The organism is Campylobacter concisus (assembly GCF_003048575.1).
Classification (GTDB): domain Bacteria; phylum Campylobacterota; class Campylobacteria; order Campylobacterales; family Campylobacteraceae; genus Campylobacter_A; species Campylobacter_A concisus_U.
In genome coordinates, this window is record NZ_PIRZ01000002.1 from 321167 (window position 1) to 338081 (window position 16915).

A 16915-nucleotide genomic window follows, 5' to 3' on the forward strand; every position below is an offset into this window, starting at 1 on the left:
TTACAAATTTGGATTTATCTTATAAGTACTCAAATCATTTCCCTTTGTATCCATAACATGCACAGCGCATGCGATGCAAGGATCATAAGAGTGAATTTTTCGTATTATCTCAAGTGGCTTTGAAAGATCAGCGATCTTTAAACCAACTAAGCACGCTTCGTAGCTTCCCATTTGATTTTGTGAGTCTTTTGGAGAGGCGTTCCATGTGCTTGGCACGACTGCTTGCCAGTTTGTGATAACACCATCTTTTATGCGGCACCAGTGGCTAAGCGCACCTCTTGGAGCATTGCCTTGAAAATTTCCTTTGTACTCTTTTTTGTTATCGATTACATATTTTGCGCAAGTCTCTTGATCTGATTTTAAATTTTCTACCAAGGCATTAAATGCGTCCATTGTGTGCTCTGCTACTACTTTTGCCTCAAGCATACGAGTAGCGGTTCTGCCTAGAGTTGAGAAAACTGCGCTTAGCGGTAAGCCGCTCTTTGCTAAAAATTCATCAACTACTTTTTTAACTCTCTCGTTGCCTCTAGCGTAGTTTATAACGATACTTGCTATTGGACCCACTTGCATAGGCAAGCCATCATATCTTGGTGCTTTGATCCAGCTATATTTACCCTTTGTGTCAAAAAGCTTGCTGTGAGCTAGTTTGCCCTCGGCGTCTATGCTCTCGCCGTCAATAAGACCTGTGTAGTTTGCCTCTGTCTCGCCGTCGTATGGGTGGAGCGCTTTGTCGTTTTTATACCAAGACCTAGTAGCCTCTTCAGTGATTTTATTTTCATCGATATCATAAACCTTGTTAAGATCGCCATTTAAGATATAGCCACCTTTAAATAGATGATCATTTTTACCAATCAAAAACTCATCGTAGCAGAGTAAATTTGCCACACCAACGTCGTTTAGAACGCTTGGCTCATTACCATAAGCTTTAGCTGCCATCAAGATATCTGGATAGTAAGCTCTATCAACAAATTCTTTGATCTCGGCAAATTTGCTCATATATTCGCCCATTCTAGCTGGATCCATAAGGTCCATTACGCAGGTCACGCCACCAACTGTTAAGCTTTGTGGATGTGGGTTTTTCGCGCCAAAGATAGCCATCATCTGAGCTGCAGTTCTTTGGATTCTTAAACACTCTAAGTAGTGAGAGAGAACGATCAAATTTTGCTCTGGCGTAAATTTATATGTGCTATGTCCCCAGTATGCGTTGGCAAATGGTCCAAGGTTGCCCTTTTTAACAAATGCTTCAACCCTCTCTTTTACATCTTTTAGCTTGTCAGCTCCCGTGGCAAATGGCAGATCAGTATATTTAAACGCCTCTTCGCTAGCTTTATGCACATCTGCACTTAGTGCAGAGACGACGTCCGCCCAATCCATGCCATGAAGCTGATAAAAATGCACGATGTGATCGTGAAGATATAAAGCTGCGTTCATCAGCGTTCTAGTTAGCTCAGCATTTAATGGAGGCTTGATGCCAAGGGCATTTTCAACTGCAATAATGCCTGCTCGGTAGTGTGAGTATGTACAAACGCCACAAATTCTTTGCATAAAAAAGCCAGCATCTCTTGGATCTCTGCCTTTTACGATCTGCTCTAAGCCACGCCAAAGAGTTGAGCCAGAATACGCCTCTTTTACGACATTATTTTCATCTACGACAACTTCTATTCTTAAGTGTCCCTCGATACGTGTTATAGGGTCTATTACTATTCTTTTTTCACTCATTTTTTCGCCTTATTCTTTATCTTTACTCATAGAAGCTATAACAGCGTGAGCTGCTATGCCAATGCCTGTAAGAGCTAAAATTCCAATGCCAACTTTATCGCTTACATTATCAGCTCCAAGACCTAAAACAGTATCAAAGAGTCTGTCTGCCATAGGCTCTTCAAATGGTCCCATCGTATCCCAGAAGTCTGGCTCTGAGCAGCCTATACAGCCGTGTCCCGCTTGAACTGGCCATGATGTGTGCTGGTTAAATCTCTCGCGTGAGCAGTTATTAAATGTATATGGACCTTTGCAACCTACTTTATATAAGCAGTAGCCATTTTTTGCGCCTTCATCACCGAAGTTTTGGACAAACTCGCCAGCGTCAAAGTGACCACGTCTTTCGCAAAGATCGTGAATTCTTAAGCCATAAGCCCATTTTGGTCTATTGTAAACATCAAGTGCTGGAAGTGTGCCAAAAAGCAAGAAATGAAGCACGTTGCCAACGATATTTTTCTCACTTGGTGGACAGCCCGCAACATTAATAACTGGCTTATCAGTGACCTTTGAAAGTCCCACTGAATTTGATGGATTTGGCCTTGCAGCTTGAATGCCACCAAAGCTAGAACAGGTACCGATCGCAAAGATAGCAGCTGCGTCTTTTGAAGCATTTACGGCATGAGTTTTACCTGTTGTGCCATGAGGTCCAACTGTTAAGAAATTTTCAGTCGCACCAGTTGGGATACCGCCCTCAACTAGCAGGATGTATCTACCTTTGTATTTTTCGATCGCGCTCTCTAAATTTTCTTCAGCCTGCCAACCAGAAGCTGCCATGATAGTTTCGTGATATTCAAGGCTTATGTAGTCAAATATAAGACTATCTATGCTTGGAGCATCGGTTCTTAGTAAGCTCTCGCTACAGCCTGTGCATTCTGCCATATGAAGCCATATCACAGGAAGCCTATCGCTAAGCTCAGCAGCACGAGCAACCATCGGTGTCATAGCACTTGGTAGAGCCATAAAAGCTGTCATCGCACCAGCCCACTTCATAAAATCACGCCTCGTAAAGCCCTTTTCTTTTAAAAGCTGCGCAATACTCGAGTCGCTTTTTATCTTAGGCAACGCACTAAGCTCACTTAAGCGTCTATCTATCTTTTGACGCAAGTCATTATTCATATAAGCTCCTTTGCTTGAAAATTTTACTTTTGTTAATAATATCTTTGTTTAAAGAAGTAAAAAATTATTTTATAAAATTAATATTTGTAATTAAATAAATTTTAACTAAAAAATTTAAAATCCCTTTTTTCACGATATATTTTCAAAATATAAAAAATAATATTTTGAGAAATTTTATTTTATTTTGATGAATCTTCAATATTTTAAGCATATTATTCTGAAAGTAAATATCAACTATAATTTTTAATGATTTTTAAAAATTTAGCATATTTAAGGCGAGAGAAATTTTTGAGATAAAAATTTTTAAAAGCCCAAATGGATGAAATTTAGGCTTTTAAAGTTGCATTAAAATGGCCAGATAGCTTCCATAAGCCTTGTGCCCCAAGGTTTTTTGGTAGATTTGTCTAGCTCACCCTCTGTTTTATATAAAATTTTAGCGTCAGCTATATATTTTGAGTCGATTTCGTTGTTTTGTGAGATGTCGTAAGGTCTGATAACGCCGCTTACTTGCATGATCTGTTTTTCGCCGTTTATAAGTAGCTCGCGGCTACCCTCGATAAAGTAATTGCCGTTATTTAGTATTTTTATGATCCTAGCTGAAATGGTTGCGGTAAATTTCTCGCTTCTGTTGCTCGTGCCACTTCCTGTAAATTTATTGCCACCGCCTGCTTTAAAGCCGATGTCGCCATATTTGTTTAGATTATCAGCTATATTTGAAAGTGGAGCGGCTCCAGCCGTAAATACACCTCCGCCAAGCGAAACGGTGCTATCTTTGTTGGTACTTTTGCTACCAGTTGAAGTTTGGCTTGCATTTTCTGAGATAACGATAGTCACGATATCATTTACATTCATCGCTTTTCTATCTGAAAAAAGAGGATTTTCGCCCTTTCCAAAGAGGCTGCCAGCGTTGCTTTGTCCGGTTCCACTATCTTTTGAAGGGAGTTGCTCGACATAAACTGGGGGTTTCATATTGATATGAGGATCAGCGCTTGGTGTGCAGCCAGTGCAAATAATGCCCGCAGATAAGACGAGCCAAATCGTTTTATGGTTCATAAAAAATGCCTTAAAATAAGTATCTTTGTGCTAGAATTAAGCAATTTAAGTTCCTAAAAAGGTCGCAAATGAAAAGTTGTTACGTTTTTACAGACAAAAATTTAGCACATCTGCAAGAAATTATAGCTACAAAATTCAAAAAAGTTGAGATTTTTAAAATAATCCCAGATGAAAACGATAAAAATAACTTAATAAGCTCAAATGAAAAAGAGTTTTTTCTTAAATTTATAGACAAATTTGAAGAGCTAAAGGCCAAAAGCGACTTTGTTATAGTTCTTGGCTGTGAGAGCTTTAGTGTCTTTGGTAAAAGTGAGCTAAATTTAAAGCTAGCAAGAAATTTAAATACGCCAATTTTTGACGAAAATGCAACCGAGCTAAGGGCGCTAAATCCAAACTCAAAGCTTCTAATCACCGATAAGATAGATGAAATTTTAAACTATCAAGCCCAGATCGTCACTCCTTTTAAATTTCAAAGTTTGCTTCTAAAAAGAGCTAAAATGGCAAATAAGACCGTTATTTTGCCAGAAAGCGATGATGAGAGGATATTAAAAGCAGCTCACATCGTACTAGAAAAAGATGCGGCAAATATCATCTTACTAGGACTTGAGAGCGAAATTTCAAAAAAGGCAGCTGCTTTTGGGCTAAATTTGAGCAAAGCCAAAGTGATCAATCCAGCGCAAAACGAGCTGACAGATGAATTTACAAAGAAAATTTATGAGCTTAGAAAGCATAAAGGCGTTGATGAAGCCAAGGCAAATGTGCTTGCAAAAGATAAAATTTACTTTGCCACAATGCTAATTCATGAAGGCTTGGCAGACGCACTAGTAAGTGGCGCTACTATGAGCACGGCCGATACGATCCGTCCAGCTTTACAGATCATAAAGACAAAGCCAAATGTAAGTGTGGTAAGCGGGGCATTTTTCATGGCACTTGAAGAAGAAATTTTACTCTTTGCAGACTGTGCTGTCACGCCAAATCCAAACGCAGATGAGCTTGCTAGCATCACGCTAAGTAGCGCTCAAACGGCAAGTGCATTTGGCCTTAGCCCAAAGATCGCTATGCTGAGCTACTCTACAGCTGAGAGTGGAAGTGGGGCTGATGTGGAGTTTGTAAAAGAAGCTGCCAAAAAGGCGAGCGAGCTTGATGCAAATTTAAAGATCGCAGCGCCCATTCAGTTTGATGCAGCAGTTGATCTAAGCGTGGCTAGTAAAAAGATGCCAAACTCAGAGGTTGCTGGGCATGCAAATGTCTTTATCTTTCCAAATTTAAACTGCGGAAATATCTGTTATAAAGCAGTTCAGCGAAGCGCAAACGCTCTAGCTGTGGGTCCAATACTTCAAGGATTAAAAAAGCCAGTTAATGACCTAAGCCGCGGTTGCCTCGTTGAAGACGTGGTAAATACTATCTTAATCAGCGCTATACAAGCAGGAGAATAATATGAAAATTTTGGTTTTAAACTCAGGTAGTAGTTCGATAAAATTTCAACTTTTTGCAATGGATACCAAAACGAGCCTAGCAAGCGGTCTGGTCGAGCAAATCGGTAGCTCCAGCTCAAGAGCGGTACTAAAAGCAAATGGCAAAACCTACGAGATAAAACGCTTCATAAAAGACCACCATGACGGACTTGAGGCGATGAACGAGCTCTTTGTTACTTCACACACTCTGCACGATCTAAGCGAGCTTGATGGTATCGGACACAGGATAGTACACGGCGGAGAGAGTTTTTTTAGCTCGATGATCGTTGATGAGAGCGTTATTAAAAAGATCGAGGAGATAAGCCCACTTGCCCCTCTTCACAACCCAGGGCACCTTGCTGGCATCAAAAATGCGATGAAAGAGAGCAAAAATGTGCCTCACGTGGTCGTTTTTGACACGGTATTTCATCAAAGCATGCCAGAGCACGCTTACCGCTACGCTCTACCTTATGACGTTTGCAAGACTCATCACATCAGAAAATATGGCTTTCACGGCACATCACATAGATATGTTTGCAAGCAAGCGGCCAAAATGCTTGGCATAGAATTTGATAAATTTAACGCTATCTCACTTCATCTAGGTAACGGCGCCTCAGCCTGTGCAGTACAAAATGGCAAAAGTATCGATACCTCGATGGGGCTTAGCCCACTTGAAGGGCTCATAATGGGTACAAGAAGTGGCGATATGGACCCAGCTGTGGTCATTTACTTGCTAAATATCGGTGTTTTAAAGTGGAACGAGATCGATAACTTTTTAAACAAAAAAAGCGGACTTTTTGGAATTTGTGGCTCAAGTGACATGAGAGAGGTCGTAGCTAGGATGCAAGACGACGAGCGCGCAAAGCTTGCATTTGAGATGTTTTGCTACCGAGTAAAAAAGTATATCGGCTCATACTACGCCATTTTAGGGCATGTTGATGCACTCATATTTACTGGCGGCATCGGCGAAAATGCACCAAATACAAGGCAAAAAATTTGTGATGATCTAAAGCATCTTGGCATCCACATCAACCACGAGCTAAATTTCTCAAACGAGCGAGGCGAGAGGTGTATAGATGAAGAAGGCGCTAAGATAAAAACGCTCATCATCCCAACAAATGAAGAGCTAGAAATCGCGATAGAAACGGCTAGAGTAATAAAAGAGAACAAAGCCAAATAAATAGAAGCTAAAATAAAATAGTTAATTTGTATTTTGCCAAACTTAACATATAAATTTTAAGTCTAACTCGTTTTAAAATAAAATTAGCATTATTTTTATACTGCTAGATAAAAAGCTTTTGCGATTTTAAGCTCGCAAAAGCTTGTAATCAATTTTTCTTAAAAAATCTCAAAATTTTTGCTTGAAGTTTAAACTGATCTGAAAGCTCCATTATCGGATAAGCTCCAGCGTATTTTTTGCCACCAAGTAGGTCTTTGCTAACGCCTCCACGTGCAGCGATCTGCGCGAAGTCACCCACTTTTACATGACCAGCTGAGCCGCTTTGCCCGCCCATTACGACGTTCCTGCCTAGCACTGTTGAGCCAGCAAGGCCAGTTTGTGAGACTATTAGGCAGCCATTTCCAAGCTCACAGTTGTGACCTATTTGAACGAGATTGTCTATCTTTGTGTAGTTTGCGATCATCGTGCTCTCAAAAACACCACGATCTATCGTCGTGCAAGCACCAATCTCGACATAATCACCCAAAACTACGTTGCCATTGTGATAAATTTTTACATGCTCACCAGTTTTTGTATGCGCATAGCCAAAACCATCACTTCCAATCACACAGTTTGCTAGTAGGTGGCACTCGTTACCGATGACGCAGTCGTTATAAATGACTGCGTTTGGGTGGATGATGCAGTTTTTGCCGATAGTCACATTATCGCCCAAAAATGCTCCAGCCATAACTATCGTATTTTCACCAACACTAACATTTGAGCCTATGTAGACATTTGGCATTATCTTTGCACTCTTGGCGATATTTGATGGCTTTGGCTCGCAAAAAAGTGGCTTAGCATAATCTTTACTAAGCAAGGCAAATGCAAGGTGTGGGTTATCACACACAAGTGCGACCATGCCAGCTGGCACCAAGTCTAAAAGCGATTTTGTCACCAAGATAGCTCCAGCGTTTGACGTACTTATAAATTTTGCATTTTTCTCGCCGTCACAATATGTTAGCTCAGCTTTATTTGCATTTTTTAAAGAATTTAGAGCAAAAATTTCTATATCTTCTCCGCTAAAAGTAGCATTTGCTTTTGAGGCTATTTCACTTAGTTTCATCATATATCCATTATCACAGATCCGCCGCGTACGACGTCAACTGGGTTAAATTTCTTTATTGATTTTAAAAAGCTCTCAATCCTACTCGCATCGTCAGCCACCATGACAACGATGTAGTTTTCATTTGTATTTGTAACGATGCCATTGTACGACTTTAGTATCGCCTCAAGACCAGCAAAATTTTCACCAAGCGGAATTTTCACAAGAGCCATCTCTTTTTCGACAAATTCGCCACTTTCTATGACTTTATATGTTGGTATGAGCTTATGAAGCTGCTTTACGATCTGCTCTAAGACCCTCTCGTCGCCACTAGTTACGATGCTTAGCCTTGAGAAGTTGCTCTCAGGTATTGGAGCAACTGTAAGCGTGTCGATATTGTAGCCCCTGCCTGCAAAAAGCCCAGAAATTCTAGCCAAAACGCCATGTTCATTTAAAACTATAACTGATATCGTTCTTCTTATACTGCTCATTTTTCTTCCTTGCTCTTTAATATCATATTATAAATCGCAGCCCCTGCTGGAACCATAGGAAGCACGTCCTCAAAGCGGTCGATCCTAACGTCAATCATCGCTGATTTTTTGCTATCGATCGCTTCTTTTAAAGCCTTTTTAAACTCATCCTTGCTCTTGCAAACAAAGCCAACTCCGCCAAATCCTTCAGCGATTTTTACAAAATCAGGCTGCAAGCTAAGATCAGTCGATGAGTAGCGTTTTTCATAGAAAAATGTTTGCCACTGGCGCACCATACCTAGGAAGTTGTTGTTTAAAATGATGTTTATAACAGGCATATTTATCTCATGAGCTGTCATCAACTCTTGGATATTCATAAGTATTGAGCCATCGCCTGTAAAATTTATAACAAGATTATCTGGTTTTGCACATTTTGCGCCGATCGCTGCAGGGAGGCCAAATCCCATTGTGCCAAGTCCACCACTTGTCACAAGCTGTCTTGCTCGGTTAAACGGATAAAACTGCGCCACCCACATTTGATGCTGTCCAACGTCTGTTGAGATTATCGCATCAGCTCCTACTATCTTCGCCGTCTCTTCGATGACCCATTGTGGCTTTAAGACCTTGTCACTATCTGTGTAGCCAAGTGGATTTAACTTAGAATATCTATCTAAAATTTCTCTCCAAGGTGCGTAGTTTTCAGGCTTTGCATTGACTTCTTCGTAAAGCTCAGTTAGCACGTTTGTAAGATCGCCAACGATTGGATAGTGAGCATTTATGATCTTTGAGATAGAGCTTGGATCGATATCGATGTGGATTATCTTTGCATGTTTGGCAAACTCATCCGTCCTGCCGGTGATCCTGTCACAAAATCTAGCTCCAAGCGAGATGAGAAGGTCGCACTCGCTAAGTGCCATATTTGAAGCATAGCTGCCGTGCATACCAGCCATGCCTAAATTTAGCTTATCTTTTGTGTCAAGCACACCAAGAGCCATCAGTGTCTCAACCGCTGGAATGCCTGTTTTTTGCATAAATTTGCGGATGATATCGCTAGCTCCAGATGCTATCGCACCACCACCGATGTATAGAAGTGGTCTTTTAGCTTCGTTTATCGCAACTGCTGCCTTTTTTATCTGTTTTGAGTTGCCTTTATAGGTCGGCTTGTAACTTGGAATAGAAATTTCTTTTGGATATACAAAATCGCCAAGCTTTGATGTGATATTTTTTGGAATGTCGATATGAACTGGTCCTGGGCGGCCTGATCTTGCGATATAAAAGGCCTCTTTTATGATACGAGGTAGCTCTTCAACGCTATTAACTAAAAAGTTATGCTTAACGCATGGGCGTGAAATTCCAACCGCGTCGATCTCCTGAAATGCGTCCGTACCGATCATAAATGTCGGCACCTGACCGCTTATAAGCACGATCGGTATGCTATCGCTGTAAGCTGTGGCAAGGCCAGTGACTGCATTTGTAAAGCCAGGGCCACTTGTCACAAAAGCAACGCCAACTTTACCACTAACCCTAGCGTATCCATCGGCCGCATGAACGGCTGCTTGCTCGTGGCGAACCAAAACGTGCTTAAAATAAGTTTGTTTATATGTCTCGTCGTAGATATTTAAAGCTGCACCGCCAGGATAGCCAAAAACTATCTCAACGCCCTCTTCGTGCAAGGCCTCGCTTATCATCTGTGAACCAGAAATCTGTTTTATCATCACTTTAGCCTTTTGATAAATTTATCGCAGATTATATCCCAAAGCATTTTAAATCCATTTTAACTTTCTAGCGAATTTTAGGTATCGTTTTGATTTTCTTGAAAAATTTTTATCTAGTTTAGAAGAATAATACAAAATATTTTACATAAAATTAAACATATTATTTTTAGTAAAATTGATAAATTTAAGTGAGCAAAGACTATAAAATTTTAAGAGCTAAAACTCATTTGTATAAATTTTAGGCTTAATTTTTTAATTAAAATAAGCCTAAAATTTTGCTTCATTTTTTATATCATTTAGCTTTTTAACGGCCTCTTCAAAGTCATCAGAATTTATGAAAACATTAATATTTTCATTTTTCTTATAGACTTTATCGTAGTATTTTGTGAGTAAAATTTCAGCTACTTTGGTAATGTCATTTTTATTAAATTTAGCCACAGCTTCATCTCTAGCTTTTTTATCGATAAATGGTGAAATTTTCTTCATACACTCGTCAAAAAAGGCCTTATCCACACTTTTATAGTCATCTACTATACAAGAAATTCTTTTTTCTAAACTTGCGCTCACTTCGACATTTATGCCACTACGCATTGCCTCATAAAGACTTTTTGGCAAGCTTAATGAGCCTATCCTTCTGCTCTCACCCTCAATAAAGCAAATTTCATCTTTTAGCGTGATGAGCTTTTCAAATAACGCATCTTCAAAGCTTTTTTGACTTGGCTGCGCGCCATTTATCGCCCCAAAGACAGATCCTAAATGATTTGCTATAGCTTCAAGGTCTATTGACGGACTTAGAGCCCTTATGAGCTTACTTTTATAGCAGCCAGTATTTCCAAAAAGAGTGATAAATTTCGTGCTTAAAGGTCGATTTAGAAATTCTAAAACGTGATTTCTATAAGCTTTATAGCCACCACTAAGCCTAAAAACTCTATATCCTATCATGCTTAGAACATAGCCAACAGAATTTGATCTAAGCCCACCTTTAGCGCAGTAGATGCCAATAGCTGAACCAACCTTGGCTCTTTTATAAACCTCATCAATGATATTTTGTAAATTTTTGCAGATATATTTTGCGCCAAGGCTCTTTGCTAGGGATCTATCGCTTTTATAGAGCGTGCCTACCTCTTTATGTTCTGCATCATTTAAAGCGTATAAATTTATAGCATCTTTTATGTGTGAATATAAAAATTCATGCGGCGATCTTACGTCTATTAAAATTTCAAAAGAGCTTCTTTTCTCTAGCCACTGCTCTGCATCAAGCTCAAATAACGGCACTAAATGCCTTTTTTAGTTTCTCAAAAAGTGGATGAAATGGCGTGCCATTTACTCTCACATCAGAGATAGTGGTTATAAAATTTGTATCTCCGCTCCACCTTGGCACAAGGTGATAATGCACGTGCTCAGCTATGCCAGCTCCTGCTGCCTTGCCTAAATTCATACCTATATTTACGCCATTAGCATAAAGCTCTTTTTTTAAAATTTCAACTCCAAGCCTTACAAATTTACTCATCTCAAACCAAGTCTGCTCATCAAGCTCTTCGATCTTGTCGGTATGCTGATTTGGTATTATCATAAAATGCCCTGGAGAATACGGATATAAATTCATAATCCCAAAACAATGTTTAGCTCGAAAAAGCACACCATTTTTATCATCATCATCTGAGTTTATAACATCACAAAAAACACAGCTATCTTTTTTAGCGCTAAAGTATTCGCTTCTCCAAGGGGCACAAAGGTGCTGCATTACTCGCCCTCCTTTATCTTTTTGACGGCATTTTTTATATCATCTTGTCTCATAAAATGCTCTCCTATCAAGAAAGCATCAACGCCTATTTTGCTTAGCTGCCTAAGCTGTTCATGCTCATAAAGACCACTTTCAGCGACTATTATCTTGCCATTTGGTAAAAGCGGTATGAGCTTCTCGCAAAGACTCATATCCATCGTAAAATCATCTAAATTTCTGTGATTTATACCTATTATATTTGCTCCTGCAAAGATCGCTTTTTTCACATCACTCGCGTCATGAGTTTCAACCAAAACTTCAAGCCCTAAATGATGAGCGTAGTCTAAAAGTTCTTTTAGCTCGCCTTGTGTTAGCACCTTGGCTATAAGCAGGATAAAGTCTGCCCCATAAACAAGAGCTTCAAGAATTTGATACTTATCAACGATAAAATCTTTTCTAAGGATCGGCCTTGAGGCGTAGCGGCGGACTTGAGTGATATACTCGATGTTGCCTTTAAACCAATGTGGTTCAGTCAAGATACTAAAGGCATTTGCGTATGGCTCGTATTCCTGAGCGATTTTTATTGGCTCAAAATCTTCTCTTATCACGCCCTTACTTGGGCTTGCTTTTTTGATCTCAGCTATGATTTTTATCGGCTCATTTTGACTTGCTCTAAGTGCATTTAAAACATCTCTTGGCACGTATGGATTATACGCGAGCGAGCGACCAAACCACTCCTCAGGGAAGTCTGCTTTTCTTTTTTCAAGATCATCTTTAGTCTTTTTTATTATCTCATCAAGTATCATTTTTTAAGCCTTTTGTTTAGATTTATTATACAGCGCTCTATTAGGTGCAAATGCTCTTTTGCCTCTTTTGAAGTCCTAAAATCAATATCTTTCATTGCGTGCTGCATAATGCTTTTTGCCTTTTTGCACTCACCAAGCTTGAAATATCCCCACGCTAGCGAATCCTCATAATAAGGCGACTCAGGCGAGATAACAAGCGCCTTTTGCACAAGCTCTATACCCTTTCTAGGGTCAATATCATGATCTATCAGCAAGTAGCCATAGTAGTTAAAAAACATATCATTTTCTAGTTTTGGCACGCTAGCTTCAAATTTATCTAAAATTTCAGCCATTTTTTGTTCGTTCAAGTTATCTTTATTCATCTCGTATTCGTAAATCGCGGCTTTTGCTAAAAAATTTAAATCCCTGCTATCGTTATAAATTTTAACAGCAAGTATGTATGCGTCACCGAAATTACTAGTCGCCGCATAAAGATCCATAAGTGCCACATCGTTGTAGCTATATTTTTTTAAAATTTCAATTGCTGCTTTGTAATTTTTATCATAGATAAAAAACTGCACGATCTTATCAAGATAAGAAGTATCGTGATTTAGCTCATAAAGCTCTTCAAAGAGTTCGATCACTTTTGGGAAATTTCTTTGCTGGGAGTAAATTTCAGCCAAAAGCTCGCAAGTCTTTAGCGTGCAACCTTGTTCATCTTTAAATTTTTCAAGATATTTTGTAGCGTCTTTTATCTTATCCATGCGATTTATCAAAATATCAACGATACGGAGCAAATTTTCTTCTTCTTGCTTTAGCGAGTATGCCTCTTCAAAGTATTTTAGCGCAGTCGTTGTTTCATTTTGCATCATACAAATAGTGCCAAGCATGAGTAAATTTTGGGCATTTGGCTCTTTTGTAGCAAGCTCTTGCATTAAGCTTTTAGCTTCATTTAGCTTTGAAAGATTTACTAAATTTGCCACCTTTATACGGATAAAATCGCTGTCGTCTTTTAAGCTTTTTTCGCCTTCACTTATCAAAGCATCTAAATTTTCATTTTTTGTAGCAAAGGCGAGTTTGATCGCCTCTTTTAAATAAGCTTTTTGATTTGTATCTTTAAAAATGTTTGAGTAAGCTTGAATGCTAGCATTCACATCTCCACTATCTTGAAATAATAAAGCCTGCATTAGACGTAAATTTATACTTTTATTATCGTCAGCCAAAAGTAGCTGCGAGTTAAAAAATACGCTCATAAAAAATACTAAAATTTTACGCCAATACATTCTGCTTTTAGCTCCTTTAAATTTTTTTTAAAATAATTCCAAAATGGAAAAGTCCTACACTGCTGTGGCCTTAGCTCATAGACTGAGCAGTTTTTATTTTTTTCATCAAAAAATACACAAGCAAAGCCATCTTCATAGGGCTTCTCTTTTATGCTACACCTTAGCCCAACTCTTATTAAAAACTGCTTTTCAAACTCATCTTTACTCATATGAAATGCGGTGCAAAATTTTGAAATTTCTTCTTCGTTTATCCAGATGTAGCCACTCTCTCCCGTGCAACACTTGCCGCCACAGCTCTCGCAAAAACTCGCATCAAACTCATAGTTAAAGCCTTGCACTCTCACGCTAGCTCCTGATAATCAACGCTGTTTGTATCAGCTTTTTTAAAAATTTCAATCGCCTCTTTTGTATGCGAACCATTTTCGCTCATCACTAAAGGTGGCAGAATTTTTAACTTTGAGTTTGAATTATTTCTTACCTCAAATAGAGCCAAATTTGCTGGTTTATCAGCCTTTGTGTGGATAAATTTTATACTTACTAAATTTAGCTTAAACTCTTTTAGACACGTTGCGATCTCACCAATATCATCAGGAGCATAGCAAAAAAACGCCATTTTGTGAGGCTTTAAATTTATGCTTATACCTCTTATAAAGTCTTTTATACCCAAAGAGCTTGTGTATCTACTAGCCTTTATATGCTCATCTTCGCTTTGTTTCGTACCCTCGTGATAAAATGGCGGATTTGATACGATGAGGTCAAATTTCTCACTATCTTTAAAATCTGCAAAATTAGCATTTATAATTTCTGCCTCCAAGCCGTTCTTACTGGCATTAAATTTAGAAATTTCACCATTTATTTGCAAGATATCAAGCAAGCTTAGGCTGGAATTTTTAAAGTCGCGTTTAAGCAAAAGTCCTAATATCCCGCACCCTGCGCCAACGTCTAAAATCCTGCCTGAAAAATTTTTCAAACTTGAGCTTATAAAATCATAAAGTACCAGCGTATCGCTGTTGTAGCGATAGCCACTTTTTAGCTGAGCCAAGATCATCTATAAACCTTGATGATAAAGCCACGCGTGACATCTTTTACGATCACTTCAGAGCTAAAGCTGATCCTTGCAAAATCGCCAAATTCTTCTTTTATAAGCTCGGCTGCTGCCTTTGCGCGCTCTTTACCAACGCCATAATTTACATAGTTATTTAGCCTGCCAAGATCGTCTTTTTTGATGCTTTGAGCCACATTTGACGGAATCACAAAATTTTTCTTATCAACGATCGGAATTATCTCATAAAGGTAGTTTGAGTTAAATCTTTGCAAAAATTCGCTCACTCTATTCTTACACATCACGCTAACCTTATCTTTTACATCCATGTCATCACACTCAAGGCTAGAGATCAAAACTAGCTTTGTTGGCGTCTCTGGCTTAGTTGTCGCTTGCAAGATATTTTTTAAATTCACATTTTCATTTTCAAGTTCATCTTGCCTATTTAAATTTTGCTCGATATCTTTTTGAAGTTCGATGATCTTGGCATTTACTGGACTTCCTTTTACGCTAGATGAGCTAAGTTCATTTATTTTAGAATTTAACCTCTCAATCGTCTTATTACTCTCGTTTAACTTATGTTTTGCACTTTCAAGCTCATTTTGTAAACTTAGTAAATTTTTACCACCACTTTTATTGCTATCAGCAAAAAGAGCCGACGTATCAGCTATCTTTTTTTGTAAAATATTTATTTGCTGACGCAAAATTTCATAGTTTTGCATATCGATCTTTAGCGTCCTTTTTTGAGCTTCTAGCTCACTTTGCTTTGCTGCTAGCATTTGGCTTGTTTGAGTGAGATTATTTTCTAGCTCTTTTATCTTTTCATCTTTTAAGTTTATCTTTGCACTTAAATTTTTTAACTCGCTGTCATTTAAACCAAGCTTTTGAGTCTGCAAAGAGATAGTTTGATTTTGCTCAAATAAAGTTTTTAAAAATTTATTTGTCTTTGTATCAAGCGTCTTTAGCTCATCTCGTGCATTTTTAAGACTCTCTTCACTTAAATTTAGTTTTTTATTTAGCTCACCTAAACTTGCATTTGCATCTAAATTTTGCTTCTCTAGCTTTTTGTTTATCAAATTTACCCGTTCAAGCTCTTTTTTAAGCGAATTTATATTTTCATTTGCGAGTTTATTTTCCTGCTCACTTTTAAGATTTTTTTCTTTTAAATCATTAAAACTTTTATGAAGTGCCGCAAGAGAGGCATTTAGCTCTAAATTTTTACCATTGTAGTTTTCAACTGCCAAATCTTTTGAGTTTAAATTTTTCTTTATCTCATCAAGCTCATAAATTCTATCTTTTAAGGCAGTCTTGCTTGACTCAAGAGCCTCCTCAAGATCAATTATCTTATTTGCCTTTTTTGAAAGCTCATCCTCCATAACACTCTTTTGCGTTTCAAAGCCATCAGTTAGTGCATTTATCTCTTTTTCATAGCTAAATTTTTGTGTCTTAGCGTCATTTTTTACTCGCTCGATCTCCTCTTTTAAAAGCAAAATTTCTTTTTTTTCATTTTTATCTTTTTCATTTTGAGTATTTTCATACTCTTTTATTAGTGCATCTTTTTGAGCCAGTGTCGTATTTAGCTCTATATTTTGCTCTTTTAAAGCCGTGTAATTTGCCTCAGCTGCCTCTTTAAATTTAGCAAAATTTGCTTCGATATCTTTTACCTTACTTTCATCGCCATTTTTTGCCTCATTTATCGCATTTTCAAGGTCTATTATCTTTTTTTCATAGGCTTTTGAGCTCTCAATCATATCAGTTTGAGCTTCATTTAACCGTTTTGTGAGAGTTTGTATATTTTCAAAGTGTTGTGCTTCAAGCTCGCCTAGCGTCTTTTGGTTTTTCTCAACTATCTCATTTTTTTCATTTTCGATATTTTTTTTCATCTCTGAAATTTTGCTTATAAAGTCTAAATTCTTCTCGCTGATATCGACATTATCAGTAGCTAAAATTTTATTTTTTTTACTTAGCTCACGAACTTGTTCTTGAAGTTCGTTTACATCATTTGATAAATTTTGATCATTCGTTTCAGTAAAATTTTGGATATAGCTTTTTGGAGTTATATATCCGCCATATTCGTAAAGATCGTCTTTACTGATGTATTTTTGTCTCTCTTCTTCTGGCAAATTATCAAAATTTATGGAATAAATCGTTTGATTAGTATCTTTTGGTATCTCATCTTCTTTTGGAGATTTAAAAAACGATAGACAAAAGCCAGCTATCAAACAAAAAATAGCTAGTAAAATTTTATTTATCAA

The 16915-nt window shown here is 38.0% G+C and carries 15 protein-coding genes; 2 read left to right on the forward strand and 13 right to left on the reverse strand.

All coding sequences use genetic code 11. The features are described 5' to 3' along the window. From CVS84_RS03800 to flgH, 3 genes are all read right to left on the reverse strand, one after another. A complete protein-coding gene (locus CVS84_RS03800) occupies positions 1–1719 on the reverse strand; it encodes a nickel-dependent hydrogenase large subunit (RefSeq protein WP_107691224.1) in 1719 nt (572 codons plus the stop codon). Between the two features lie 9 nt (positions 1720–1728). After that, the gene (locus CVS84_RS03805) at positions 1729–2874 is read right to left on the reverse strand and encodes a hydrogenase small subunit (protein ID WP_107691225.1); all 1146 of its coding nucleotides are present in this window, start codon (positions 2872–2874) and stop codon (positions 1729–1731) included. Between the two features lie 345 nt (positions 2875–3219). Continuing rightward, on the reverse strand, positions 3220–3927 hold the full coding sequence (gene flgH / locus CVS84_RS03810) for a flagellar basal body L-ring protein FlgH (protein ID WP_107691226.1): 708 nt from the start codon (positions 3925–3927) through the stop codon (positions 3220–3222). Between the two features lie 68 nt (positions 3928–3995). Between flgH and pta the strand changes: the two genes are divergently transcribed. Then, on the forward strand, positions 3996–5363 hold the full coding sequence (gene pta, locus CVS84_RS03815) for a phosphate acetyltransferase (protein WP_107691227.1): 1368 nt from the start codon (positions 3996–3998) through the stop codon (positions 5361–5363). Position 5364: 1 nt separating this feature from the next. Beyond that, the gene (locus tag CVS84_RS03820; RefSeq protein WP_107691228.1) at positions 5365–6561 is read left to right on the forward strand and encodes an acetate kinase; all 1197 of its coding nucleotides are present in this window, start codon (positions 5365–5367) and stop codon (positions 6559–6561) included. Between the two features lie 148 nt (positions 6562–6709). On the opposite strand, the gene lpxD is transcribed toward CVS84_RS03820, so the two are convergent. The 10 genes from lpxD to CVS84_RS03870 form a co-directional block, all read right to left on the reverse strand. Then, positions 6710–7663, reverse strand: a complete 954-nt coding sequence (gene lpxD, locus CVS84_RS03825; RefSeq protein ID WP_107691229.1) for a UDP-3-O-(3-hydroxymyristoyl)glucosamine N-acyltransferase — start codon at positions 7661–7663, stop codon at positions 6710–6712. Further along, positions 7663–8124 (reverse strand): acetolactate synthase small subunit, encoded by a 462-nt coding sequence (ilvN, locus tag CVS84_RS03830; protein WP_223154204.1) that lies wholly within the window; start codon positions 8122–8124, stop codon positions 7663–7665. Before ilvN ends, lpxD begins: the two co-directional genes overlap by 1 nt. A gap of 5 nt (positions 8125–8129) precedes the next feature. Next, positions 8130–9824 (reverse strand): acetolactate synthase large subunit, encoded by a 1695-nt coding sequence (locus CVS84_RS03835; RefSeq protein WP_199906108.1) that lies wholly within the window; start codon positions 9822–9824, stop codon positions 8130–8132. Between the two features lie 270 nt (positions 9825–10094). Continuing rightward, positions 10095–11102, reverse strand: coding sequence for a tRNA 2-selenouridine(34) synthase MnmH (gene mnmH / locus CVS84_RS03840; protein ID WP_107691232.1), 1008 nt, complete (start codon positions 11100–11102; stop codon positions 10095–10097). Further along, positions 11089–11571: an HIT family protein gene (locus CVS84_RS03845; RefSeq protein WP_021091390.1), complete on the reverse strand. Its 483-nt coding sequence runs from the start codon at positions 11569–11571 to the stop codon at positions 11089–11091. Before CVS84_RS03845 ends, mnmH begins: the two co-directional genes overlap by 14 nt. After that, complete coding sequence (trpC, locus tag CVS84_RS03850; RefSeq protein WP_107691233.1) at positions 11571–12356, reverse strand: indole-3-glycerol phosphate synthase TrpC; 786 nt, start codon at positions 12354–12356, stop codon at positions 11571–11573. The genes CVS84_RS03845 and trpC overlap by 1 nt, the downstream gene beginning before the upstream one ends. Beyond that, a complete protein-coding gene (locus CVS84_RS03855) occupies positions 12353–13618 on the reverse strand; it encodes a tetratricopeptide repeat protein (protein ID WP_107691234.1) in 1266 nt (421 codons plus the stop codon). Before CVS84_RS03855 ends, trpC begins: the two co-directional genes overlap by 4 nt. Continuing rightward, positions 13597–13962 (reverse strand): YkgJ family cysteine cluster protein, encoded by a 366-nt coding sequence (locus CVS84_RS03860; RefSeq protein WP_084107877.1) that lies wholly within the window; start codon positions 13960–13962, stop codon positions 13597–13599. Before CVS84_RS03860 ends, CVS84_RS03855 begins: the two co-directional genes overlap by 22 nt. Then, positions 13959–14666 (reverse strand): tRNA1(Val) (adenine(37)-N6)-methyltransferase, encoded by a 708-nt coding sequence (locus CVS84_RS03865; protein ID WP_107691235.1) that lies wholly within the window; start codon positions 14664–14666, stop codon positions 13959–13961. The genes CVS84_RS03860 and CVS84_RS03865 overlap by 4 nt, the downstream gene beginning before the upstream one ends. After that, complete coding sequence (locus CVS84_RS03870; protein WP_107691236.1) at positions 14663–16915, reverse strand: vesicular transport factor Uso1p; 2253 nt, start codon at positions 16913–16915, stop codon at positions 14663–14665. Before CVS84_RS03870 ends, CVS84_RS03865 begins: the two co-directional genes overlap by 4 nt.

What these genes read in the sequence shown, in the direction of transcription:
- CVS84_RS03820 (WP_107691228.1), top strand. Translation starts at nt 5,365, where the DNA reads ATGAAAATTTTGGTTTTAAACTCAGGTAGTAGTTCGATAAAATTTCAA.
- CVS84_RS03805 (WP_107691225.1), bottom strand. Translation starts at nt 2,874, where the DNA reads ATGAATAATGACTTGCGTCAAAAGATAGATAGACGCTTAAGTGAGCTT.
- CVS84_RS03855 (WP_107691234.1), bottom strand. Translation starts at nt 13,618, where the DNA reads ATGTATTGGCGTAAAATTTTAGTATTTTTTATGAGCGTATTTTTTAAC.
- trpC (WP_107691233.1), bottom strand. Translation starts at nt 12,356, where the DNA reads ATGATACTTGATGAGATAATAAAAAAGACTAAAGATGATCTTGAAAAA.
- CVS84_RS03800 (WP_107691224.1), bottom strand. Translation starts at nt 1,719, where the DNA reads ATGAGTGAAAAAAGAATAGTAATAGACCCTATAACACGTATCGAGGGA.
- CVS84_RS03845 (WP_021091390.1), bottom strand. Translation starts at nt 11,571, where the DNA reads ATGCAGCACCTTTGTGCCCCTTGGAGAAGCGAATACTTTAGCGCTAAA.
- lpxD (WP_107691229.1), bottom strand. Translation starts at nt 7,663, where the DNA reads ATGAAACTAAGTGAAATAGCCTCAAAAGCAAATGCTACTTTTAGCGGA.
- flgH (WP_107691226.1), bottom strand. Translation starts at nt 3,927, where the DNA reads ATGAACCATAAAACGATTTGGCTCGTCTTATCTGCGGGCATTATTTGC.
- pta (WP_107691227.1), top strand. Translation starts at nt 3,996, where the DNA reads ATGAAAAGTTGTTACGTTTTTACAGACAAAAATTTAGCACATCTGCAA.
- CVS84_RS03865 (WP_107691235.1), bottom strand. Translation starts at nt 14,666, where the DNA reads ATGATCTTGGCTCAGCTAAAAAGTGGCTATCGCTACAACAGCGATACG.